Origin of the sequence: Pseudomonas oryzihabitans (assembly GCF_006384975.1) — a bacterium.
In the GTDB taxonomy this organism is placed as follows: domain Bacteria; phylum Pseudomonadota; class Gammaproteobacteria; order Pseudomonadales; family Pseudomonadaceae; genus Chryseomonas; species Chryseomonas psychrotolerans_B.
In genome coordinates, this window is record NZ_CP021645.1 from 654,445 (window position 1) to 675,378 (window position 20,934).

The window sequence follows — 20,934 nt, forward strand, 5'->3', positions numbered from 1 at the left end:
GAATTCGTCATAACTCTTTGTCAGGACAACGAAAGAATGCTCCAATGTTGTGCCTGAAGGCGGTTCCGGTACTGCCGTCCGCTATCGTGCCATGTTTCGTCTCGGGACTGTAGAACCTCGGCCCGGGCGATCTAGAATGGCGCACTGTTTTTGATTCACGGTCACACGTTCCGTGTGCGGGAAAAGCGCGCTTGAAGCAATCCAGTTCTGCCAGCCACGTCAATCATTGGCGTGAGCATCTGCATTATCGTCTCAAGGAGGTGGTGCTCATCGCACTGGCCGCCTTGTGCCTGTATCTGCTCATGGCTCTGTTGAGCTACGACCCTTCCGACCCGGGCTGGACCCATACCAGCCGTATCGATCAAGTCCACAACACGGCCGGTCGGGCCGGTGCCTGGTTGGCCGATGTGCTGTTCATGGCTCTCGGTTACTTCGCCTTCGTGTTCCCGGTGTTGCTGGCGGTCAAGACCTGGCAGGTCTTCCGCAAGCGGCATCTGCCGTGGGAATGGAGTGGCTGGCTATTTTCCTGGCGGCTGATCGGCCTGGTGCTCCTGGTGATCTCGGGTTCGGTGCTGGCCTACATCCATTTCCATGCCGCCTCCGGCCTGCCGGCTTCCGCTGGCGGCGCCCTGGGTGAGAGCCTTGGGCAGCTGTCGGTGACCGCGCTCAATGTCCAGGGCAGCACCCTGTTGTTCCTGGCCCTGTTCCTGCTCGGGCTGACGGTGTTCACCGATCTGTCCTGGTTCAAGGTGATGGATTTCACCGGCAAGGTCGTTTTGGATCTACTGGATCTGGTGCAAGGCGGCTTCAGTCGCCTGGCGGGTGGTCGTCGGCAGGCGCCGGAGCTCGATTTCTACGAGGAGCAGGAGCCGATTTCGCCGCCGGTGGCGCGCAAGCCCAAGGCACGCGAAGTGCCCGTCGCCGACGAGGAACTGGACGACCTGCTCGATATCGCCCCGCCGCCGCGAGTGGAACGCGCTGCGCCGCGCATCGAGATGCCGGCGCCCAGCCGTGTCGTTGCCGAGGCGGCCGCCCCCGCGCCGGTGGCCGCTGCTCCTGTCGCCGCAGCCAGTGTGGCCATGCCGGCACCTCCGCCACGCAAGAGCGCACCCATGCCCACTGCGGCACCCACGGCGGTGGTTAGGGTGGATGCCGATCTGGAAGGGACCATACCGCCACTGTCGATCCTGGATCGCGCCGAGAAAAAGCAACAGAGCTACTCGCCGGAATTCCTCGAGAACATGTCGCGGCTGCTGGAAGTCAAGCTCAAGGAGTTCGGCGTCGAGGTGACCGTGGAAAGCGTGCATCCCGGTCCGGTCATCACCCGCTTCGAGATCCAGCCGGCGGCGGGTGTGAAGGTCAGCCGTATCTCCAACCTGGCCAAGGACCTGGCGCGCTCGCTCGCCGTGTTCAGCGTGCGGGTGGTGGAAGTCATCCCCGGCAAGACCACCGTGGGTATCGAGATTCCCAACGAGGACCGCCAGATCGTGCGGTTCTCGGAAGTGCTGGAGTCCCCCGAGTACGCGGCGGCCAAGTCGCCGGTTACCCTGGCCCTGGGCCACGACATCGGCGGCAAGCCGGTCATTACCGACCTGGCCAAGATGCCGCACCTGCTGGTGGCCGGTACCACAGGTTCCGGTAAGTCGGTGGGCGTGAATGCCATGCTGCTGTCGATCCTGTTCAAGTCGAGCCCGGACGAGGCGCGGCTGATCATGATCGACCCGAAGATGCTGGAACTCTCGATCTACGAAGGCATTCCGCACCTGCTCTGTCCGGTGGTCACCGACATGAAGGAAGCCGCCAACGCCCTGCGTTGGAGCGTGGCGGAGATGGAGCGGCGCTACAAGCTGATGGCGGCCATGGGTGTACGGAACCTGGCCGGCTTCAACCGCAAGGTGAAGGACGCCGAAGAGGCGGGCACACCGCTGACCGATCCGCTCTATCGTCGCGAAAGCATGGACGACGAGGCGCCGCTGCTGAAGACGCTGCCGACCATCGTGGTGGTGGTAGACGAATTCGCCGACATGATGATGATCGTCGGCAAGAAGGTCGAGGAACTGATCGCCCGGATCGCCCAGAAGGCGCGGGCGGCGGGTATCCACCTGATCCTGGCGACCCAACGGCCCTCGGTGGACGTCATTACCGGTCTGATCAAAGCCAACATTCCTACCCGGATGGCCTTCCAGGTGTCGAGCAAGATCGACTCCCGGACCATTCTCGACCAGGGCGGCGCCGAACAGTTGCTCGGTCACGGCGACATGCTCTACCTGCCGCCCGGCACCGGTCTGCCGATCCGGGTCCATGGCGCCTTCGTCTCCGACGACGAGGTTCACCGCGTCGTCGAGGCCTGGAAGGAGCGCGGCGCGCCCGACTATATCGAAGACATCCTCAGCGGCCCGGACGAGGGCGGTGGCGCTGGCTTCGAGGGTGGCGGCGGCGAGGGTGGCGACAGCGACGAGGACGATCCGCTCTACGACGAAGCCGTGCGTTTCGTTACCGAGAGCCGGCGCGCCTCCATCTCCGCGGTTCAACGCAAGCTCAAGATCGGTTACAACCGGGCGGCACGCATGATCGAAACCATGGAGATGGCCGGTGTCGTATCGCCCATGAATACCAATGGCTCGCGCGAAGTCATAGCGCCCGCGCCGGTGAGAGACTGACATCCATGAGGACCTCGATGCACAAGTTGCGTTGCTTCGCCCTGGCGGCCCTGGCTGCCCTGAGCTTTTCCGCCCACGCCGACCAGGCGTCGGTGACTCGCCTGTCGCAGTTGCTGGACAAGGCCCAGACCCTGACCGCACGCTTCTCCCAGCTGACCCTGGACGGTTCCGGGACGCGCCTGCAGGAAACCGCGGGCAACATGAGCCTCAAGCGCCCGGGGCTGTTCCGCTGGCATACCGATCCGCCCCAGGAGCAACTGCTGGTATCCGATGGCAAGCAGGTCTGGCTGTACGATCCGGACCTGGAGCAGGTCACCATCCGCAAGCTGGACATGCGCCTGACCCAGACCCCGGCACTCCTGCTGTCGGGTGATATCTCGAAGATCGAAAGCAGCTTCGATGTCACCAGCAAGGACGCCGGCAACGTCGTCGACTTCGTACTCAAGCCGAAGACCAAGGACAGCCTGTTCGACAGCCTGCGCCTGTCCTTCCGCAATGGCGTGATCAACGACATGCAATTGATCGATGGCGCCGGTCAAAGAACCAACATCCTCTTCTTCAACGTCAAGCTCAACGAGCCGGTAGACGCCTCCCAGTTCACCTTCCAGGTGCCCAAGGGAGCCGACGTCATCCAGGAGTGATCGCGCCCCATGGATCTCTTCAGCGCCGCACCCGTCGGGCAGCCCTTAGCTGCCCGCATGCGTCCCGAGACCCTCGATGAATACGCGGGCCAACAGCATCTGCTGGCCCGTGGCAAGCCCCTGCGCGAGGCGCTGGAGCAGGGCGCACTGCACTCGATGATCTTCTGGGGGCCGCCGGGGGTGGGCAAGACCACCCTGGCGCGGCTGCTGGCCCAGGTGTCCGACGCTCATTTCGAGACCCTCTCGGCGGTGCTCTCCGGGGTGAAGGAGATCCGTCATGCGGTGGAGGTGGCCAAGCAGCAGGCCGCCCAGTACCGCCGGCGTACCATCCTCTTCGTCGACGAGGTGCACCGCTTCAACAAGTCTCAGCAGGACGCCTTCCTGCCCTATGTCGAGGATGGCACCCTGATCTTCATCGGGGCGACCACCGAAAATCCTTCCTTCGAGCTGAACAACGCCTTGTTGTCGCGGGCGCGGGTCTATGTGCTCAAGAGCCTGGACGACGAGGCCCTGGGCGGTTTGGCGCGGCGCGCGCTGACCAGTGCCAAGGGCTTGGGCGAACGCCACCTGAGCCTGCCCGACGATGCCCTGACCCTGTTGCTGGCGGCTGCCGACGGCGATGGCCGTCGCCTGCTCAACCTGCTGGAGAATGCCGCGGACCTGGCCGAGGACGGCGGAGTGCTGGATGCCGAGCTGTTCCAGAGTCTGCTGGGCGATCAGCGCCGACGTTTCGACAAGGGGGGCGAGGCCTTCTACGACCAGATTTCCGCCTTGCACAAGTCGGTACGGGGTTCCAGTCCAGATGGCGCGCTCTATTGGTTCGCGCGGATGATCGATGGTGGCTGCGATCCGCTGTACATCGCCCGGCGCGTGGTGCGCATGGCCAGTGAAGACATCGGCAACGCCGACCCCCGCGCCCTGAGCCTGTGCCTGGATGCCTGGGACGTCCAAGAGCGCCTGGGCAGCCCCGAAGGCGAGCTGGCCATCGCCCAGGCGCTGGTCTACCTGGCCTGCGCGCCCAAGAGCAACGCGGTATACACGGGCTACAAGGCAGCGCTGGCCGACGTGCGCCAGAACGGCTCGCGCGAGGTGCCGCTGCATCTGCGCAACGCGCCCACCAAGTTGATGAAGAACCTTGGCTACGGCGACGAATACCGCTACGCCCACGACGAGCCGGAAGCCTATGCCGCAGGGGAAGACTACTTTCCCGAAGAACTCGAGCCGCGGCGTTACTATGAGCCGGTTCCCCGTGGGCTGGAGCTGAAGATCCGCGATAAACTGCAGCACCTGGCGGACCTCGACCGGTCCAGCCCGCGCCAGCGCCGGCGGCGTTCCTGACGTTCCGCCCACGCTGCTGCCCCCATTCCTAAGCAAGAGACACGGACATGCTTGATTCGAAACTGGTTCGCACCCAAACCCAGGAGGTGGCCGCACGCCTGGCGACCCGTGGCTACGTCCTGGACGTCAGCTTGGTGGAGTCGCTGGAAGCTCGTCGCAAGGAGGTGCAGACCCGCACCGAGACCCTGCAGGCCGAGCGCAATGCCCGCTCCAAGGGGATCGGCCAGGCCAAGGCGCGCGGTGAGGACATCGCACCGCTGCTGGCCGAGGTCGATCGCATGGGCAGCGAGCTGGAAGAAGCCAAGCGCGAGCTGGACAGTGTCCAGGGCGAACTGGACGCCCTGTTGCTGGGCCTGCCCAACCTGCCCGATGCCTCGGTACCGGTCGGCAAGGACGAAGACGACAACGTCGAGGTACGTCGCTGGGGTACGCCGCGCGACTTCGACTTCGAGATCAAGGATCACGTCGCCCTGGGCGAGACCCACGGCTGGTTGGATTTCGAGACCGCCGCACGTTTCTCCGGCGCGCGCTTCGCCGTGATGCGCGGTCCCATCGCTCGCCTGCACCGCGCCCTGGCGCAATTCATGCTGAACCTGCACACCGGCGAGCATGGTTACGAAGAGGCCTATACCCCCTATCTGGTACAGGCCGAGACCCTGCAGGGCACCGGTCAGCTGCCCAAGTTCGAGGAAGACCTGTTCAAGATCGGTCGTGACGGCGAGAGCGATCTCTACCTGATCCCCACCGCCGAGGTCACCCTGACCAACCTTGCCGCCGGCCAGATCCTCGATGCCAAGCGCCTGCCGCTGAAGTTCACTGCCCATACGCCGTGCTTCCGCAGCGAGGCCGGTGCCTCGGGGCGTGACACCCGTGGCATGATCCGCCAGCACCAGTTCGACAAGGTGGAGATGGTCCAGATCGTCGAGCCGAGCACCTCGTTCGCGGCCCTGGAAGAACTTACCCGCCACGCCGAGACCGTGCTGCAGCGCCTGGAGCTGCCTTATCGCGTGCTGTCGCTGTGCACCGGCGACATGGGCTTCGGTGCTACCAAGACCTACGACCTGGAAGTCTGGGTGCCGAGCCAGGGCAAGTACCGCGAGATCTCGTCCTGCTCCAACTGCGGTGACTTCCAGGCGCGCCGGATGCAGGCCCGTTTCCGCAACGCCGAGGGCAAGCCCGAGCTGGTGCACACCCTCAACGGCTCGGGTCTGGCCGTGGGCCGCACCCTGGTGGCCGTGCTGGAAAACTACCAGCAGGCCGACGGCAGCATCCGCGTGCCTGAGGTGCTCAAGCCCTATATGGGTGGCATCGAGGTCATCGGCTGATGGACTACCTGCCGCTCTTTCACAAACTCGACGGCCGTCCGGTCCTGGTGATCGGCGGGGGCGATATCGCCTTGCGCAAGAGCGTGCTCTTGGCAGAGGCCGGTGCCCGCATCACCCTGGTCGCCCCGGAGATCGAGCCGGAGGTACGCGCCTTCGTCGAGGCGAAGGGCGGCAGGTGCCTGGTACAACGCTATGCGGCGGATCTACTTGCCGGGCATTGCCTGGTGATCGCCGCCACCGACGATGACGTGGTCAACGAGACGGTGTCCCACGATGCCCAGGCCCTGGGTCTGCCGGTCAATGCCGTGGACGCGCCCAAGCTCTGTACCGTGATCTTTCCGGCCATCGTCGACCGATCGCCGCTGGTGATCGCCATTTCCAGCGGCGGCGACGCGCCGGTACTGGCGCGTCTGGTGCGCGCCAAGCTGGAGAGTTGGATCCCGGCTACCTATGGTCAACTGGCGCAACTGGCGCAGCGCTTTCGTGCCCGGGTCAAGGCGCGCTTCGCCGACATCCAGGCGCGGCGCATCTTTTGGGAAGAGGTGTTCCAGGGTGAGGTCGCCGAGAAGGTGTTCTCCGGCCAACCCCAGGTCGCCGAGCAATTGCTGGAAGCCAAGCTGGCGAATGAAGGGGAAACCTTCCGTGGTGAGGTCTACTTGGTCGGTGCCGGCCCAGGCGATCCGGATCTGCTGACCTTTCGCGCGCTACGCCTGATGCAGCAGGCTGACGTGGTGCTCTACGACCGACTGGTCGCCCCTACCATTCTCGACATGTGTCGGCGCGATGCCGATCGCATCTACGTCGGCAAGCGCCGCGCCGAGCACGCCGTACCCCAGGAAGACCTCAATCGTCTGCTGGTCAAGCTGGCCCAAGAGGGCAAGCGGGTCCTGCGCCTCAAGGGCGGCGATCCCTTCATTTTCGGCCGTGGCGGCGAAGAGATCGAGGAGCTGGCCGCCGAGGGCATTCCCTTCCAGGTGGTGCCGGGCATCACCGCAGCCAGTGGCTGTGCGGCCTATGCCGGCATTCCCCTGACCCACAGGGACCATGCCCAGTCGGTACGCTTCGTCACCGGCCATCTCAAGGATGGCTCGGCCGATCTACCTTGGATCGATCTGGTAGGGCCGGGCCAGACCCTGGTGTTCTACATGGGGCTGGTGGGGTTGCCGACCATCTGCGAGCAGCTCATCGCCTACGGCAAGAATCCAGCGACGCCAGCAGCCCTGGTGCAGCAGGGCACTACCGCCAACCAGCGGGTGTTCACCGGTACCCTGCGGGATCTGCCGCAATTGGTTGCGCAGCACGAAGTCCATGCGCCGACTTTGGTGATCGTCGGCGAGGTGGTCGCACTACGGGAGAAATTGGCCTGGTTCGAAGGCGCCCAGTCGGTCTGAGGCTCAGGCCGCGCCCTGGATGTCGGCTCCACTCAAGGCCTCGCGGCCAGAGGGCAGATCCAGCTCCAGGGCCGGTCCCTTGGGCACTATGCCAGTCGGATTGATCTGGGTGTGGCTGCCGTAGTAATGGTGCTTGATGTGCTGGAAGTCGACGGTCTCGGCGATGCCTGGCCATTGGTAAAGCTCGCGCAGCCAACCCTGCAGCGCCGGATAGTCGCGGACGCGCCTCAGGTTGCACTTGAAATGACCGTGATAGACGGCGTCGAAGCGGATCAGGGTGGTGAACAGGCGCCAGTCGGCTTCGGTCAACCATTCGCCGGTGAGATAACGCTGCTGCTGGAGTAGCTGTTCGAGATCATCAAGGGTGGCGAAGACCTCGTCGAAAGCCTCTTCGTAGGCATCCTGGGTCGTCGCGAAGCCGGCTCGGTAGACGCCGTTGTTGATCGTCGGATAGATACACTCGTTGAGTGCGTCGATGCGCCCGCGCAAGGCTTGCGGGTAGAGATCCAGGCGATTGCCGGTCAGCTCGTCGAAGGCGCCATTGAACATGCGGATGATCTCGGCGGATTCGTTGCTGACGATTCGCTCCTGCTCGCGATCCCAGAGCACCGGCACCGTCACGCGGCCGGTGTAGTCGGCCTGGTCGCGCTGATAGAGCTGGTAGAGGCGCTCGAGGTGATAGAGATCGTCGCCCGTGGAGCCGTATGCAGGATCGAAGGTCCAGCCCTGTTCCCGCATCAGCCAGCCGACCACCGAGACGCCGATCAGCGACTCCAGCCCCTTGAGCTTGCGATAGATCAGCGTACGGTGGGCCCAGGGGCAGGCCAGGGATACGTAGAGGTGGTAGCGACCGGCTTCCGGCGCGAAGCGCTTGGCACCTTCAGGGATTGGCTGCTCGGGCCGGGCGATCCAGTCACGGCGCTGCGCTTCTTCCCGCTTGAAATGACCATCCTTGCCGTTGTCGTACCAACGGTCCTGCCACTGTCCATCGACCAGCAAACCCATCTCGTCATCCTCGTTGCAATGCGGTTAGGAACCCTGTTTCTGGCCTGGGGTTCCTGGCACCTGTTCAGAGCGTACGATCACGCGCTTCCCAGCGCCGCTCCGCCTCGGCGTGGGCGCTGGCCTGATCGTAGCCGAGGCCGCGCAGCGCCACCGCCAGAGTCGCGAGTACCGCCAGGCGCCCGTAGGCATCCTCCGAGTCTCCGCGCCAGGTGGCGGCTAGCAGGACCGGGTCGAGGCGCTCGGGCTTGACCTGGCGGCGCTCGGTCAGCGCGGGCCAGCTTTCGTCCCAGGCTTCGCCGCCACGGGTGCCGTAGAGATGAGCGATGACATCGGGATTGCGCTCGACTTCGCCACCTTCGCCCTTGATGACGATGCTGTCGTCGCCCAATAGCCGACTGGCCTCGCGATGCACCTCCTGGTAGCCCGGGTGGAAGATGCTCTGCAGGATGCAGTGGGCGCCGCTGGGATTGAGCAGCCGGACCAGGGAATGGATCGGCGAACGCAGGCCCAGTTGGGCCTTGAGATCGATCATCCGCTGCAGCTCGGGCATCCAGGCCGCCAGCGGCAGGAAGGCCGGCTGACCGCGGTCGAGCAGGGCGCCCACGGCGCTCCAGTCCTCTGCGGTATGCAGGCCCAGGTCTGCCAGACACTGCTCGGTATAGAGCCGGCCTCCCGTATGGGTACCGCCGCCATGCATGACGATGCGTACGCCGCTGCCGGCGAGACACTTCACCGCCAACAGATACCAGGGTAGATGACGCTTCTTGCCCGCATAGGAGGGCCAGTCGACATCGACGGTGAAGCCCGGCGGCTGCAGGCGCGCCCGCACCGCCCGGGTGAAGCCGGCCAGTTCCTCGGCACTTTCCTCCTTGTGCCTGAGCAGCATGAGGAAGGCACCTAGTTGCACATCGGCTACCTGGCCATCGAGGATCAGACCCATGGCCGCCTCGGCCTCGGCTTCGGTCAGGCTGCGGGCGCCGCGCTTGCCCTTGCCCAGGGCCCGGACATAGACGGCGAAGGGATGTTCTTCGGGCGTGGTGAGGGTCATAGGCAATTATCCGGTTTCGGTAGGCCGGCGAGCTTGGCGCCGAGCTTGGCCGGCGCCCCCTTGAATAGGAGATTGAGTTGCAGGCTGTTGCCCAGTTCCGGGCCCAGGGTCTGAGCAATGTACTTGATCAGTGGCCGGTTCGCTGGTGAGAGCTGAAATTGCTGATAGAAGTCACGCAGCGCCTGGAGCACCTGCCAATGACGCTCGGTCAGCTCGATGCCTTCCTTGAGCGCCAGTTGCCGGGCCACCTCGGGACTCCACTGGGATAGGTCACGCAGATAGCCTTCGGGGTCGAGTTCGAGAGGAGCCATGCTCAGGTCCAACTGATGACTTTGGCGCAGGTCACGCTCAGGTCGACGAAAGAGGGGTAGTCGATCAGGGTAACCGCGCGCTCGGGTTGTAGGTGACGCGCCTGGACGTCTTCCGCCAGAGCATAGAGTGCCGCGCCGGCGGGAAGTTGTTCCAGCAGGCGGGCGGCAGCGCTGCCTGGGCGCAAGGCCTCGACGGCGCCACCGCTGAGCAGAACCGCGTCTTCGCCACGGACCCAAGTCAGCCCCTCCAGGGCATCGGCTTCCGTGAGCGGCGAGCGGGAAAACAGGTGCAGGGTAGTCAAAGCGAAATCACCTGGTCATGGTCATGGATCAGCGTGGCCAGGGCGGCAGGCTCCAGTGGGGTGACCCAGGCAGGCAGTTGCTCGGGCGCTATACCTAGCCGTTGTAGCGCGGCGGCCTCCGCATAGATGGCCTCCACCCCGAACAACGGCAGAGCCGAGAGATTGGCGCTCAGATCCTTCTGCTCGAGTGCGGCGCTATCGATGGCCAGCAATTGGGTCACCCCAGGACCGGCGAACAGCAACGCCAGGGGTAGCTCGAAGGCACCACCGGCCAGGACGATGTCCAGGGCCTCGCGTGGGGCAAGGCCGCTCAAGGCCGGCTGACGGGTGATGACGAGGGTACTCTTGGCCATCTCAGTCGCCTCCGAAGCAGAGCAGGCGGTCGGCGTCTTGCAACGCCTCGTGCAGCTGGCCGAGGCCGGAGAGCTGCCAGGGTGCGCGTACATTCACCGCGCCTTCGCGTTCGTAGCGGCGCGCCTCGTTCTCGTCCAGCAATCCTCGCTTGAGGGCGGCGGCGATGCAGACCACAGCGTCGACCTTGTGACGCTCGATCAGCTCACGCCAGCGCTCGGGCAGATCCGTTTCGTCCTGGCCGCTGACCGTAGCGTGGGAGGCGTTGTACACGCCATCGCGATAGAGAAACAGCCGCGAGAGTTCGTGGCCGCCGGCCAGCAGCGCTTCACAGAAGCGCAGGGCCCGGCGCGCCGAGGGCGCTTGGGGAGCGGAAAGGACAACGATGGCAAATTTCATGGATGCAAAAAGGCCCGCCGGAGCGGGCCTTTTGGGCTACCGCTGATGATCAATCGTTGCTGCTGGCGAATCCGAAGATCTGCAGCAAGCTGATGAACATATTGTAGATCGAGACGTACAGGGTAATGGTAGCCATGATGTAGTTGTCTTCACCACCATGCACGATGGCACTGGTCTGCAGCAGGATGGCCGCGGCGGCGAAGAGCACGAAGCCCGCGCTGATGGCCAGCTGCAGACCACTGATGTGGACGAAGAACGACAGCACCACGGCACCCAGCAGGATCCAGAACCCCGCCATCAGGAAGCCACTCAGGAAGCTCATGTCCTTGCGGCTGATCAGGGCGTAGGCCGACAGACCGAAGAACGCCAGCGCGGTCATACCCGCTGCGGAGGCGATCACGCTGCCACCGTTGGGCAGGCCCAGGTACATGTTCAGGATCGGGCCCAGGGTGTAGCCCATGAAGCCGGTCAACGCGAAGGTGCTGACCAGGCCCCAGCCGCTGTCACGGGTCTTCACGGTCAGGAAGAACAGGCCATAGAAGCCGATCAGGACCACGAAGATGTTGGGGTAGGGCAAATGCATCTGCTGCGAGACGAAGGCGACCAAGCCGCTGAACGCCAGGGTCATGGCCAGCAGGGCATAGGTGTTGCGCAATACACGGCTGACGTCCCGCGATTGCGTAACAGCAGGGTTGTAGGCGTATTGACGCTCGTTCATGGCGGTTCTCCAAAACTAAATAGACGGTGTGATGTACCGTACGACTCCGAAGATAGCAAATGTTGCTTAAGGAACGCTTGCGAGTGTTTGACAGTGTGTTGCCATCAGGTACTATGCGCCGCTCCTACGGAAGTGTGGCCGAGTGGTTTAAGGCAGCGGTCTTGAAAACCGCCGACTCGCAAGGGTCCCAGAGTTCGAATCTCTGCGCTTCCGCCATCTTCGAAGCCCCGTTCTCACGGGGCTTCATGCTGTCTGCATGGCGGGTTTTCAAGGTCGTCGGTCGGCGCAAATGGCGCGGAGTTCCGAAACCACCCCGGATCAGTTCCGAAACTCTGCCTATTTGGGGGCGCTGGTAATGGAACTTAGCTGCTGATAGGCGTCGTCGGTAAGACGCTCGCGAAGATGCCAGGCCTGAAAGCGGAACCGGCTCTGGCGGCTACGCCCGGAAACCATAGCTGGAACTGCCCGTCGCATCTCGTTCGGTACTGCTAGGGCTTTGTCCCGGCCAAAGCCGCTACCTAAACTCAAGGGAGCTGAATGGGTTACCGGCGCTCTGTTCGCTGGAGATCAAGCCGTTTGATCCCTCATCCTGACGCATAGCTGCAGCATCGACTCTCCGGACTGGCGCTGTCGTTCCAGTACCTGATGCCATAGCTGCTGATCGATACCCAGCCGATCAGCCGCTCCGGCCACCGCATGATGGTGGAAGAGGTCGCCAGCTTCTTCCCACTCGAGGATGGTGCTGTCGAGAGCCTGAACACCGGCCCACAGCTCCTTAGCCAATAGGCAGGCTTCGCATAGTTGCTGTCTATCCAATTCGCTCATGGGCTTCGACCTGCGGCTACCTGATCGGCAGGCTGCTGGCTGGACAAGGGCGTTGGCTATCGGCAACCAGCGTCTTGCCGGTATCGGTGATCATCCACGCTGTGTCCGAGGTACTGATCGGCGAGCAGACGGGTGTTTCGCGGCAGGCCGTGATCGAGTGCGCGGGCGCTGGAGCCAGCGCGGTCAAGGAGGGAAGCAGAAAATCCATAGGCCGATCCTGAGGCTAGTGTTCTTCCGATTCTCCCCGCTATGGTTGGTTCGATAATGAATTTGCTCGAGCGATAGACGACCGGGTGCTTGAGCGGAATTCAGCGTCTAGCCATGGGCAGATCTGTCTTCAGGCCTTTTGCATCATGTCGCCGCACGGGTGAGCTACCTGACGCCTGGCCGGGGGCTGAACCAGCGGATTTATCGGACTCCGGACAATCCACGGGTCGGCTTGTTTAGCTGTTAAGTGCCGGCCAGGGGCAATGGGACGACGGGGTATAGCGTCGCCTGCTAGAGACCGTGCAGGACGGCCCGGTAGCTTGTTATGTCGAAGCTGTAGTGGCACATTGAAATCGCGTCATCGAATTGGCTGGTCACCGCGGGTGTAGCCGTCTGGGAAGTAGGCGGAGATCGTCTTTAGTTCATGGATATGAATTCCAACGTTTTGAATCGACGTCGCAAAGGCGTCCCCTTGATAGTGGCGCTGCTGGCATCGGTTGTCTTCGGCGTGTCGGGGATGTTCGTCCTCTATCACTTCTCCGCTGCCGCCAAGCAGATGAAGCAAATGCGTGCCGAGGCGGTAGCCGAAAGCTATTCCCTCGCCATCGAGAAAGCGCTCGACAATGCGCTGATGGCCACCCGGTCGCTGGCCGTGATGGTCTATCAGGGGAACGGCCAGGTGCCGGATTTCAAACGACTGGCGAATTTCCTCATACCCCTCTACGAGGGCGTCTATGCCCTTTCTTTGGCGCCGGGCGGTGTCATCAAGTACATCGAGCCGCTCGATAAGAATCTGGTGATGCGCGATCACCACCTGGCGCTGGGGACGAGTGCCGAGGACTTGCGTACTTACCTCGACGCCAAGCTGCCACAGGTGAGATTCATGGGGCCGTTCAAGCTGGTACAGGGGCCCATCGGGGCGATAGGCATCCTGCCGGTGTTTCTGGAGCCGCAGGAAGGGGTGGGAACGTTCTGGGGCTTTACCGTGGTGACGCTGGTGTTGCCCGATGCCTTGCGGGCAGCGAATCTGGAGGCGATGACCGCCCAGGGCTATGAGTTCGAGCTCGGGGCGCCTGACGCCGAGACCGGCGAGCCGCGCATCATTGATCGCTCAGCGGGCTTCGGTGGAGGGGAGGCGCGTTGTCGGGCGGTCCAGATCAGCTCCACCCAGTGGCAACTCTGCGTCTCGCCTGGACTGGATGAGCGTCTACCGATTTCCCATTACTTCCAGATACTGCTGGTCGCCCTGAGCAGCCTAGGTGCGGGCTGTCTGGCGTATTCGCTCATGGCCCTGCGTTTCCAGCGCGCCGAATTGCAGCGACAGGCCCTGTTCGATCCGCTCACGGCATTGCCGAACCGGCGCCTGCTCTTTGATCGGATCCAGCAGGCGCAGGCAAGGGCGGCGCGCCAGGGTAGGCCTTTCGCCGTGGCCGTCATCGACCTCGATGGCTTCAAGCGGGTGAACGATGAACAGGGACATGCGAGTGGCGATGCGGTGCTGATTACCACGGCCAGGCGACTGTCGGGGCTGGTGCGCCAGATGGATACGGTCGCTCGACTGGGCGGAGACGAATTCGTCGTGTTGCTCGCGGAGGTCGCTGGACGCGAGGAGTGCGAGGCGGCTTTCCTGCGCATCGTCACAGCGCTGCGTGAGCCGATCGCATTGGCGACGGGCACGGCGCAGGTACGCGCCAGTATCGGAGTGGTGATCAGCGAGGCTGACCGCGATGACGACGGTGACAGCCTGATACAGCGAGCGGATGCGGCCATGTATCTGGCCAAGCAGAAGGGCAAGGATAGAGTCCAGTTCGCGGACGAGGCTTGAACGGAGGCGCCTGGTACTACCAGACGTGCCCCGCCGCGGGTGATCGCCCCGAGGGCGGTTGGTTCGGGCAGCCGCTACGCTTGAGTAAAGCCGGTAAATCCATCTGGGCTAAACCGGCGCTGACAGACGGTCGCGTGGCGTGACCTCAGCCGGTTCACCCGATGGCTTGGCGCTGTCTCTCGATTTCCCCCATTGATCTGCCGGCAAATGGCGGACCGCAAGACGTCACTTGTCTGCACCGAAGTATTGGGTGCGCAACTTGCCTGCCGTCTGGTCTTCTTCCAGCGACAGCAGGGCCACGGTCACGTCGTGGGTGAGAGGGCTGTTCAGCGGCAGGGCGAAGGCGTACTTGCGGGCTTCGAAGATCTTGCCGACTACCTGAATGGGTAAGGTTGGATGCTGTTGGTCGAAGTACTCCAGCGTGGCGGCATCGTCTACCACGGCGTCTATCTCCTGCGCGGTCAAGGCGGCCACCGCCTGGTCCAGGTCGGTGAAGGCGCGGTAGTCGAGACCGAGGCGGGCGATGTGGTCCTCGGACAGACTGCCGGCCTCGACGCCGATGCGCTTGCCCGGCAGATCGCCTAGGCCGGTGATGCGGCTGGTGATGCTGTTGACGGTCATGACGCTGGTGACGGTGGAGGTCACGTACGCCATCACGGCCACGCTGCACGCCATCCAGAGTGCGGCGAGCACGGTGCCCAGGCTGCCGAAGAGATTCTTGTGCGAGGTCTTGCCGGTCGTGGTAACCGCCATGACGTGATAGAAGCTGATGGCCAGGCCCGGCCACCACTGGGGTGGAAATTCCTTGTCAAGCCGGCGCTCCACCAGGGTGAGTAACAGGGTGATGAGCAGCAGGCCTGCACCGAGCCACGCATAGCTCATCAGGTAGCCGAGCTTGTGCAAGTCGTGCAGCAAGCTCAGCGGACCGATCTGGCGCTCTTCGTTGACCAGGATGCGCAGGCCACCGTTGAACCAGGGTTGGGTAAAGCTCAGTCGCTGGGCGCGTTCAGCAGTGACGAAGACGTTGGCCACGGCGATGTCGATGCGACCGCTGCGGGCTGCATCCAGCAGCTCGGGGAGGGAGGTGGCGCTGACGAATTCGGTCTTGCGGCCAAGCTTGGCGGCGACGGCATTCCACAGGTCCACGGCCAGGCCGCTGTAGCCGTAGGGGCCGGCCATGACGAAGGGGGCGGTGACGTAGACGCCGACCCGTAGCGGCGGGGTGTCGACAGGCTCCGCGGCGCGGGCCGAATCCAAGGCCAGCAGCAGTCCGAGCAAGCCCAGCCATAAGGTTCGACTGGAGAGCATCCATTTATCTAGGGTGAACACGTGCATTCCGCCTGGGCCTTGGTCGATAGGAATGACTGCCGTTGACGCGCGCTCCGCTGCGGACGAACAGGCGCCACTGCGCTACGCCTAGCTATCGGCTGGGTTGTACAAGGCTTTAGTCAGGTATGGGGTTGCCTCGGTCGTTTTCCTGGGGGGGCGCGGTGGGTCTCCCTAGGGGCGTCATGGCTGTCCCAGAGCACTCGGGTGATCTGGTCGAGACCGCTCTTGAGTGGCGACGGATGATTCGGCCAGGGAAATGGATCGCCACTTCGTTCCCAGCGAAGCAGTAGAAGATGGAGCGCGGAGTCGCGCTCCCGTTAGTGATCAGCCCGACGTCGTGCCAGCCCAGGCCGAGGCATCGTGGGGGTGGAGGCTTTCCAGGTGGCGGACATGGATGCCTACGTCCGGGTAGCTGTCTTCCAAGGCCACCAGCAGCCGGCGGGCCGCATCTTCCACGAACATCAGGTTGCTGCCGTTGAGGGCGGCGAAGGCCTGCTCGTCGGCGCGCTTGACCGCTGTTTGCACCGGCGTGCCCAGGGCGGCTTCGCAGCGGTCGATCAGCGGCAGCAGGCCGAGGTCGGGTGCCTTTCCCGGTATGGCGATACGGATGCGGGCCAGGCTGCGCTGGCTGTGCGGCGTGGCCAGCGAGGCATTCCGTTTGAGCCAGGCGGCGACGGTCGCAGGACTCAAGGAGGCCTCATCGCCAAGGTCGTCTAGGAAGGCGCGCTCGATCAGCTGGCGCGACAGGGAGGCCGAGCAAGGGCAGGTGGACGAGTAGGCGATCTCTATTCGCACCGCGAGCTGGAAGACGCCGGCGACCCAACTGGCGTCGAGCCGGACGGGATAACGTTTCCAACCGCTGAGCCCCGGGGTCACCAGGGCGGGACGGCGAACCAGCAGGGCGAAGTCGAGACGCAGGCGCGCCGCGCGGGAGTCGCAACTGCGGTGGCTGGTGACCATGTCGGCTAGCAGCAGGCGCAGGCGCTCGGGAGTCAGCGAGCTGTCCGTGCCCAGGCGATCCAGCAACTGATACAGCCGGGACATATGGATGCCCTTGGTGGTAGCCGAGGGCAGATCCACCTGGACGTCGGCGCTAGCGGGCAGCAGGCCGTCGATGCCGTCTTCGGCCAGGCGGATGGGCAGGTCGATGCTCTGCATGCCGACCCAGTCGAGGGCGGCGGGCAGGGTGGCGGTCTCGCTGAGAGAGACGTCTGGGAGGATGGCGTTCATTGGCTGGGTTCGGCTCAGTGGGGATCGGAGGCTTTGGGCCAGTCGCTGAAGGGGTTGTGCAACTGCACCCAGGCTTTGGGGCCGGCGGCGAGTTCGATATCGGTCAGCAGGCAGGCATCCAGACGGGCGCGCAGGGCAGCTTCGTCCATGTCCATACCGATGAGCACTAGCTCCTGGCGGGCATCGCCTACACCGTCGTGCCATTTCTCCTTGATGAAGGCCACGGTTTCTTCATCGTCCGGCCAGCGCTCGGGCGGGACTGCTGCCCACCAGCGGCCGGCCACGCCATGGCGAGCGACGGCGCCCGCCTGGGACCAGGTGCCGGCATGGGCGGGATGGCTGGCCAGCCAGAAATAGCCCTTGGAGCGCACCACGCCGGGCCATTCCTGCTCGACCAGGGCGAAGAAGCGTTCGGGATGGAAGGGGCGGCGTGCTTGATAGACGAAGCTGGTGATGCCGTACTCCTCGGTTTCCGGCGTGTGCTCGCCGCGCAGTTCCTGGAGCCAGCCTGGCGCCTTGGCGGCTTCGTCGAAATCGAAGAGGCCGGTCTGCAGGACGCGTTCCAGGGGGACGGCGCCAAAGCTCGCCAGCTCCAGCCGGGCACGGGGATTGAGGCTGCGCAGGATGGCCAGCAGGCGGTCGCGGTCCTCGGGGCCGATCAGGTCGAGCTTGTTCACCACGATGACGTCGCAGAATTCGATCTGCTCGATCAGCAGGTCGACTACGGTTCGCTCGTCTTCCTCACCGAGGGACTCGCCGCGGGATTGAAGGGAGTCACTGGAGGAGTAGTCGCGCAGGAAATTGAAGGCGTCCACCACGGTGACCAGGGTATCGAGCTGGGCCACGTCGCCGAGGCAGCGGCCGTCTTCGCCGGCGAAGGTGAAGGTCTCGGCCACCGGGAGCGGCTCGGAGATGCCGGTTGACTCGATGACCAGTTGATCGAAGCGGCCGTCCCGGGCGAGGCGTTCCACTTCCAGCAGCAGGTCTTCGCGCAGGGTGCAGCAGATGCAGCCGTTGCTCATCTCCACCAGCTTTTCCTCGGTGCGGGACAGCTCGGCGCCCCCGTCGCGGACCAGGGCGGCGTCGATGTTGACCTCCGACATGTCGTTGACGATGACCGCCACCCGGCGACCTTCGCGGTTGTTGAGGATGTGGTTGAGCAGGGTGGTCTTGCCGGCGCCGAGAAAGCCGGAGAGCACGGTGACGGGGAGTTTCTTGCTGGGGAGGGCGGCTTGGGCGGTCATGGTCATCACGGGTTAGGGGTTAGTAGGGCAAGTGGATCCCTGTGATATGAATGTCGGGATTTAAAAAATGTTATAACATAACATTTGTCGAAGGTTAAGAGCTCCTGCTCGAGTCGTGATGCTCCGGTTCAGGCAGCTTTGAAGACAATGCCCCGCCGGCCACTCCGCCCGTGGGCGTTGAACCTGACGTGGAACCGGTGGAGATGGCAGCTCGCGAGCGGATTAGGATCGGAGTCAGCTGGCTGCTGATATTGGCTTTCTCGGACATTGTCGCGCGATGCTTCGGTGCTTGAGAGCCCCGGCTGCGACATCATCTGAGGCCGCACGACCACGAGATATCGTCTCGGTATGGATCGGGCTTGGTGACTTTTGCTAGATGTAGTGCAGCGTGGTAGCCATCGCTGCCACTAGGTTCAGGAGTAGCCAGATATTAATAGATTCCAAAGCACAGCGTAGCTACCTTTTAGAAAAGCCTATTGAAAAAGCCTGGACGTCTTTGAAACTGGTCCGAGTTGACGTGCTGAAACCTTCGCTCTGAGCTCAATCACCTTCCCATATATCCTTGGCCGCCATTCGTCCCAGGCGAGGTGCCAAGATCACTCCCGGGTGAGCTACCAAGGCGTAAAGTCCCTGTATACCCGCTAAGAATGTTTGTAGCGGCAAGCCGTTCCGAGTCATAGGGCGATGTCCTATGTTCGCGGAGCAAAGTGTCGGTTTCGATGATGTAGCGAACATTCGCTTGATTATGCGGGCTGTCTGATCAGCGAGATTTGCAAGTCCCGCTTCACCGGTGTCAGGACAATCCTCAGCACAGACCAAACGGCCATTTTCACCAGGACGCAGCTCCAGCCCTTCACCGTAAAGCAGATGTCTAGCCAGCCCGGCTTTAGCTGTGAAGCGCATCAGAACCGCAGGCCTTGTTATCAGCGGCAGATCGATTCCGACCTGAGCAGCGAGAGGGATAGCCGCAGCGCCATTGGCCAACAGTACGACATCTGCAGCTTGACTAAGACCATTACACCTTACCCCTATGGTTCTGCCGTTACGGGTTTCTATAGCTTCTATATTTTGATAGTAGGCAGTCTCAGCACCTGCTTCGCGTGCTGCGGCCAGTAGCTGCGTTGTTAGCGCAACAGGCTCTACGGCAAAATCATTAGGCGCCCAGGCAGCAATAGACGGAGGATGAGCCAGTCGCGGCTCCAGCTCACCGACTTGCCGCGGGCACAGCGATGTCATATCGACCCCCGCCGACCGTTGCTCTTGAATCAACTTCAGAGTCTGCTCTTCGGTATCGAGCCAGACGATGGCGCCGCGGGCTACCACTGGCAACGAGCCGAGCCCCCGTTCCAGTCGATAAAACTCTGAAATTGCGTCCAAGGTTGAGGCAAAGGGTATAGCGCTGTCCGATGGAAAGGCACTGCTTGTACCAACCCAGCCATAGGACCAGCGCGTTGCGCCCCGTGCTGGTTCGGGCTTTTGCTCCAAGACCGTTACCTTGGCTCCTAGATGGGTGAGGTGCCAAGCGGCTGAAGCTCCCATGATGCCACCGCCCACTACCAGAACACGCAGTGCCATGTCTAACCCTTCCCTTGGCTATCGATTCCGATCTGGAGCGTCACCGATAAAGAGCTAGTTAAATTATCTTTTCAGATAATTTAAAGACCGTCTCGTCAGACGCCGATTGTTTACGCTGAAGCATTTTTGAAGTTAAAACAACGGATGCGACCGCTGCACTCTGGTGCTTTGGGCCCTGGTTAACTAGTTTTGGGGCGCAAGAGTGTCTTTCAGACGTGCTGGCCACCGTTGATATGGATTTCGGCGCCATTGATGTAGCAGGAGCGCTCGCTGCAGAGGAAGTAGATGGTCTCGGCGACTTCGTCGGGGGTGCCCAGGCGCTTGAGCGGGACCTCGGCCTCCACCAGGCCGTCGGTGCCGGGCGAGAGGATGGAGGTGGCGATCTCGCCCGGTGCGATGGCATTGGCGCGCACGCCACGTGGGCCGAATTCGTGGGCCAGTTCGCGGGTGAGGGCGGCCAGGCCGGCCTTGGACGCGGCATAGGCCACCCCGGCGAAGGGATGGACACGCGAGCCGGCGATGGAGGTGACGTTGACGATGCTGCCTTTGGCCGCTTCCAGTTCCGGCAGCAGCGCGCGGGCGAGCAGGGCGGTGGAGACCAGGTTGACGTTGAGCACGTGGGTCCAGGTCTCGGCATCTGAGGCAGCTACCCCGAGGCGGCTGCCATCCGGTCCCTTGGGCGAGATGCCGGCGTTGTTGACCAAGGCGTCCAGCTTGCCGCTGGGCAGGCGTTCGCGGACAGTGGCCACCAGGCGGTCGATCTGGCTGAGGTCTGCCAGGTCGGCCTGGATGTGGGCATCGCGTGCCTCGGGCCAGGCGCACTCTTCGGAGAAGGGTTGGCGGGAAACGGTGAGCAGACGCCAGCCCAGGTTGCGGAACAGCTTGACCGTGGCATGGCCGATACCGCGGCTGGCGCCGGTGAGTAGCATGGTGCGTTGGGGCATGAAGGACTCCGGCAAGGGCAGCGGTCGCGGATGACCGCCGGCGAGACAGGCTCTCGGCTACGGTTGTCGCTTTTCACTATGCCCAAGCCCGGATAGCGGGGCAATCGCGCCGGGCCCGACCGTGAGTGGGTGTCGGCGAGTGCGAGGGATGAGGTCGGTCATCTACGCCGGCCGGCAACTGGCAGGGGCCCCGGAGAATTAGCTGCGCCGAGGGGATGGTCGCGGCAGTCTGCGGACAGCCTGTGAACCACCACGCGCCGAAGATG

20 protein-coding genes and 1 tRNA gene are annotated in these 20,934 nt (G+C 63.4%); 7 read left to right on the plus strand and 14 right to left on the minus strand.

Going from position 1 to position 20,934, the window contains the following annotated elements:
- The first annotated feature begins 191 nt into the window (after positions 1 to 191).
- From CCZ28_RS02940 to cysG, 5 genes are read left to right on the plus strand one after another with little or no spacing between them, the layout of a single operon-like run.
- A complete protein-coding gene (locus tag CCZ28_RS02940) occupies positions 192 to 2,660 on the plus strand; it encodes a DNA translocase FtsK (protein ID WP_140215760.1) in 2,469 nt (822 codons plus the stop codon).
- Positions 2,661 to 2,677: 17 nt separating this feature from the next.
- A complete protein-coding gene (gene lolA, locus CCZ28_RS02945) occupies positions 2,678 to 3,301 on the plus strand; it encodes an outer membrane lipoprotein chaperone LolA (protein ID WP_058773143.1) in 624 nt (207 codons plus the stop codon).
- A 9-nt stretch (positions 3,302 to 3,310) separates the two neighbouring features.
- A complete protein-coding gene (locus CCZ28_RS02950) occupies positions 3,311 to 4,639 on the plus strand; it encodes a replication-associated recombination protein A (protein WP_140215762.1) in 1,329 nt (442 codons plus the stop codon).
- 47 nt (positions 4,640 to 4,686) lie between these two features.
- Complete coding sequence (gene serS / locus CCZ28_RS02955) at positions 4,687 to 5,964, plus strand: serine--tRNA ligase (RefSeq protein ID WP_140215764.1); 1,278 nt, start codon at positions 4,687 to 4,689, stop codon at positions 5,962 to 5,964.
- Positions 5,964 to 7,355 carry a siroheme synthase CysG gene (gene cysG / locus CCZ28_RS02960; protein ID WP_140215766.1) on the plus strand — a complete coding sequence of 464 codons (1,392 nt, stop codon included), beginning with the start codon at positions 5,964 to 5,966 and terminating at the stop codon, positions 7,353 to 7,355. The genes serS and cysG overlap by 1 nt, the downstream gene beginning before the upstream one ends.
- A gap of 3 nt (positions 7,356 to 7,358) precedes the next feature.
- On the opposite strand, the gene CCZ28_RS02965 is transcribed toward cysG, so the two are convergent.
- The 7 genes from CCZ28_RS02965 to CCZ28_RS02995 form a co-directional block, all read right to left on the minus strand.
- Positions 7,359 to 8,360 (minus strand): glutathione S-transferase family protein, encoded by a 1,002-nt coding sequence (locus tag CCZ28_RS02965; RefSeq protein WP_140215768.1) that lies wholly within the window; start codon positions 8,358 to 8,360, stop codon positions 7,359 to 7,361.
- A 64-nt stretch (positions 8,361 to 8,424) separates the two neighbouring features.
- Positions 8,425 to 9,408: a glycosyl transferase family protein gene (locus tag CCZ28_RS02970; protein WP_140215770.1), complete on the minus strand. Its 984-nt coding sequence runs from the start codon at positions 9,406 to 9,408 to the stop codon at positions 8,425 to 8,427.
- A complete protein-coding gene (locus tag CCZ28_RS02975; protein WP_140215771.1) occupies positions 9,405 to 9,719 on the minus strand; it encodes a TusE/DsrC/DsvC family sulfur relay protein in 315 nt (104 codons plus the stop codon). The genes CCZ28_RS02970 and CCZ28_RS02975 overlap by 4 nt, the downstream gene beginning before the upstream one ends.
- Before the next feature lie 2 nt (positions 9,720 to 9,721).
- Complete coding sequence (gene tusB / locus CCZ28_RS02980) at positions 9,722 to 10,021, minus strand: sulfurtransferase complex subunit TusB (protein WP_140215773.1); 300 nt, start codon at positions 10,019 to 10,021, stop codon at positions 9,722 to 9,724.
- The gene (gene tusC, locus CCZ28_RS02985) at positions 10,018 to 10,374 is read right to left on the minus strand and encodes a sulfurtransferase complex subunit TusC (RefSeq protein WP_140215775.1); all 357 of its coding nucleotides are present in this window, start codon (positions 10,372 to 10,374) and stop codon (positions 10,018 to 10,020) included. Before tusC ends, tusB begins: the two co-directional genes overlap by 4 nt.
- 1 nt (position 10,375) lies before the next feature.
- Positions 10,376 to 10,771: a sulfurtransferase complex subunit TusD gene (gene tusD / locus CCZ28_RS02990; protein WP_140215777.1), complete on the minus strand. Its 396-nt coding sequence runs from the start codon at positions 10,769 to 10,771 to the stop codon at positions 10,376 to 10,378.
- Between the two features lie 49 nt (positions 10,772 to 10,820).
- Positions 10,821 to 11,489 carry a Bax inhibitor-1/YccA family protein gene (locus CCZ28_RS02995; protein ID WP_058762058.1) on the minus strand — a complete coding sequence of 223 codons (669 nt, stop codon included), beginning with the start codon at positions 11,487 to 11,489 and terminating at the stop codon, positions 10,821 to 10,823.
- 128 nt (positions 11,490 to 11,617) lie between these two features.
- Between CCZ28_RS02995 and CCZ28_RS03000 the strand changes: the two genes are divergently transcribed.
- Positions 11,618 to 11,705 (plus strand) — tRNA-Ser (locus CCZ28_RS03000).
- A 351-nt stretch (positions 11,706 to 12,056) separates the two neighbouring features.
- Here the strand turns inward: CCZ28_RS03000 and CCZ28_RS03005 are convergent.
- Both CCZ28_RS03005 and CCZ28_RS03010 read right to left on the minus strand, forming a co-directional pair.
- Complete coding sequence (locus CCZ28_RS03005) at positions 12,057 to 12,314, minus strand: hypothetical protein (protein WP_140215779.1); 258 nt, start codon at positions 12,312 to 12,314, stop codon at positions 12,057 to 12,059.
- 16 nt (positions 12,315 to 12,330) lie between these two features.
- Positions 12,331 to 12,522, minus strand: a complete 192-nt coding sequence (locus CCZ28_RS03010) for a hypothetical protein (RefSeq protein ID WP_140215781.1) — start codon at positions 12,520 to 12,522, stop codon at positions 12,331 to 12,333.
- Between the two features lie 423 nt (positions 12,523 to 12,945).
- Here CCZ28_RS03010 and CCZ28_RS03015 point away from each other — a divergent pair, with 423 nt between their 5' ends.
- Entirely contained in the window at positions 12,946 to 14,346 is a 1,401-nt protein-coding gene (locus tag CCZ28_RS03015) for a sensor domain-containing diguanylate cyclase (protein WP_140215783.1), read from the plus strand.
- A gap of 225 nt (positions 14,347 to 14,571) precedes the next feature.
- Here the strand turns inward: CCZ28_RS03015 and CCZ28_RS03020 are convergent, their stop codons facing one another.
- The 5 genes from CCZ28_RS03020 to CCZ28_RS03040 all read right to left on the minus strand — a co-directional run bounded on the left by CCZ28_RS03020 (position 14,572) and on the right by CCZ28_RS03040 (position 20,668).
- A complete protein-coding gene (locus tag CCZ28_RS03020) occupies positions 14,572 to 15,675 on the minus strand; it encodes a transporter substrate-binding domain-containing protein (protein ID WP_167509197.1) in 1,104 nt (367 codons plus the stop codon).
- Between the two features lie 324 nt (positions 15,676 to 15,999).
- The gene (folE2, locus tag CCZ28_RS03025) at positions 16,000 to 16,905 is read right to left on the minus strand and encodes a GTP cyclohydrolase FolE2 (RefSeq protein ID WP_140215787.1); all 906 of its coding nucleotides are present in this window, start codon (positions 16,903 to 16,905) and stop codon (positions 16,000 to 16,002) included.
- 14 nt (positions 16,906 to 16,919) lie between these two features.
- Positions 16,920 to 18,155: a zinc metallochaperone GTPase ZigA gene (gene zigA / locus CCZ28_RS03030; protein WP_140215789.1), complete on the minus strand. Its 1,236-nt coding sequence runs from the start codon at positions 18,153 to 18,155 to the stop codon at positions 16,920 to 16,922.
- Positions 18,156 to 18,689: 534 nt separating this feature from the next.
- Complete coding sequence (locus tag CCZ28_RS03035) at positions 18,690 to 19,724, minus strand: NAD(P)/FAD-dependent oxidoreductase (protein ID WP_140215791.1); 1,035 nt, start codon at positions 19,722 to 19,724, stop codon at positions 18,690 to 18,692.
- Positions 19,725 to 19,933: 209 nt separating this feature from the next.
- Positions 19,934 to 20,668 (minus strand): SDR family NAD(P)-dependent oxidoreductase, encoded by a 735-nt coding sequence (locus tag CCZ28_RS03040; protein ID WP_140215793.1) that lies wholly within the window; start codon positions 20,666 to 20,668, stop codon positions 19,934 to 19,936.
- Between the last annotated feature and the right edge of the window lie 266 nt (positions 20,669 to 20,934).

What these genes read in the sequence shown, in the direction of transcription:
- lolA (WP_058773143.1), top strand. Translation starts at nt 2,678, where the DNA reads ATGCACAAGTTGCGTTGCTTCGCCCTGGCGGCCCTGGCTGCCCTGAGC.
- CCZ28_RS02950 (WP_140215762.1), top strand. Translation starts at nt 3,311, where the DNA reads ATGGATCTCTTCAGCGCCGCACCCGTCGGGCAGCCCTTAGCTGCCCGC.
- serS (WP_140215764.1), top strand. Translation starts at nt 4,687, where the DNA reads ATGCTTGATTCGAAACTGGTTCGCACCCAAACCCAGGAGGTGGCCGCA.
- cysG (WP_140215766.1), top strand. Translation starts at nt 5,964, where the DNA reads ATGGACTACCTGCCGCTCTTTCACAAACTCGACGGCCGTCCGGTCCTG.
- CCZ28_RS02965 (WP_140215768.1), bottom strand. Translation starts at nt 8,360, where the DNA reads ATGGGTTTGCTGGTCGATGGACAGTGGCAGGACCGTTGGTACGACAAC.
- CCZ28_RS02970 (WP_140215770.1), bottom strand. Translation starts at nt 9,408, where the DNA reads ATGACCCTCACCACGCCCGAAGAACATCCCTTCGCCGTCTATGTCCGG.
- CCZ28_RS02975 (WP_140215771.1), bottom strand. Translation starts at nt 9,719, where the DNA reads ATGGCTCCTCTCGAACTCGACCCCGAAGGCTATCTGCGTGACCTATCC.
- tusC (WP_140215775.1), bottom strand. Translation starts at nt 10,374, where the DNA reads ATGGCCAAGAGTACCCTCGTCATCACCCGTCAGCCGGCCTTGAGCGGC.
- tusD (WP_140215777.1), bottom strand. Translation starts at nt 10,771, where the DNA reads ATGAAATTTGCCATCGTTGTCCTTTCCGCTCCCCAAGCGCCCTCGGCG.
- CCZ28_RS02995 (WP_058762058.1), bottom strand. Translation starts at nt 11,489, where the DNA reads ATGAACGAGCGTCAATACGCCTACAACCCTGCTGTTACGCAATCGCGG.
- CCZ28_RS03005 (WP_140215779.1), bottom strand. Translation starts at nt 12,314, where the DNA reads ATGAGCGAATTGGATAGACAGCAACTATGCGAAGCCTGCCTATTGGCT.
- CCZ28_RS03010 (WP_140215781.1), bottom strand. Translation starts at nt 12,522, where the DNA reads ATGGATTTTCTGCTTCCCTCCTTGACCGCGCTGGCTCCAGCGCCCGCG.
- CCZ28_RS03015 (WP_140215783.1), top strand. Translation starts at nt 12,946, where the DNA reads ATGGATATGAATTCCAACGTTTTGAATCGACGTCGCAAAGGCGTCCCC.
- folE2 (WP_140215787.1), bottom strand. Translation starts at nt 16,905, where the DNA reads ATGAACGCCATCCTCCCAGACGTCTCTCTCAGCGAGACCGCCACCCTG.
- zigA (WP_140215789.1), bottom strand. Translation starts at nt 18,155, where the DNA reads ATGACCATGACCGCCCAAGCCGCCCTCCCCAGCAAGAAACTCCCCGTC.
- CCZ28_RS03035 (WP_140215791.1), bottom strand. Translation starts at nt 19,724, where the DNA reads ATGGCACTGCGTGTTCTGGTAGTGGGCGGTGGCATCATGGGAGCTTCA.
- CCZ28_RS03040 (WP_140215793.1), bottom strand. Translation starts at nt 20,668, where the DNA reads ATGCCCCAACGCACCATGCTACTCACCGGCGCCAGCCGCGGTATCGGC.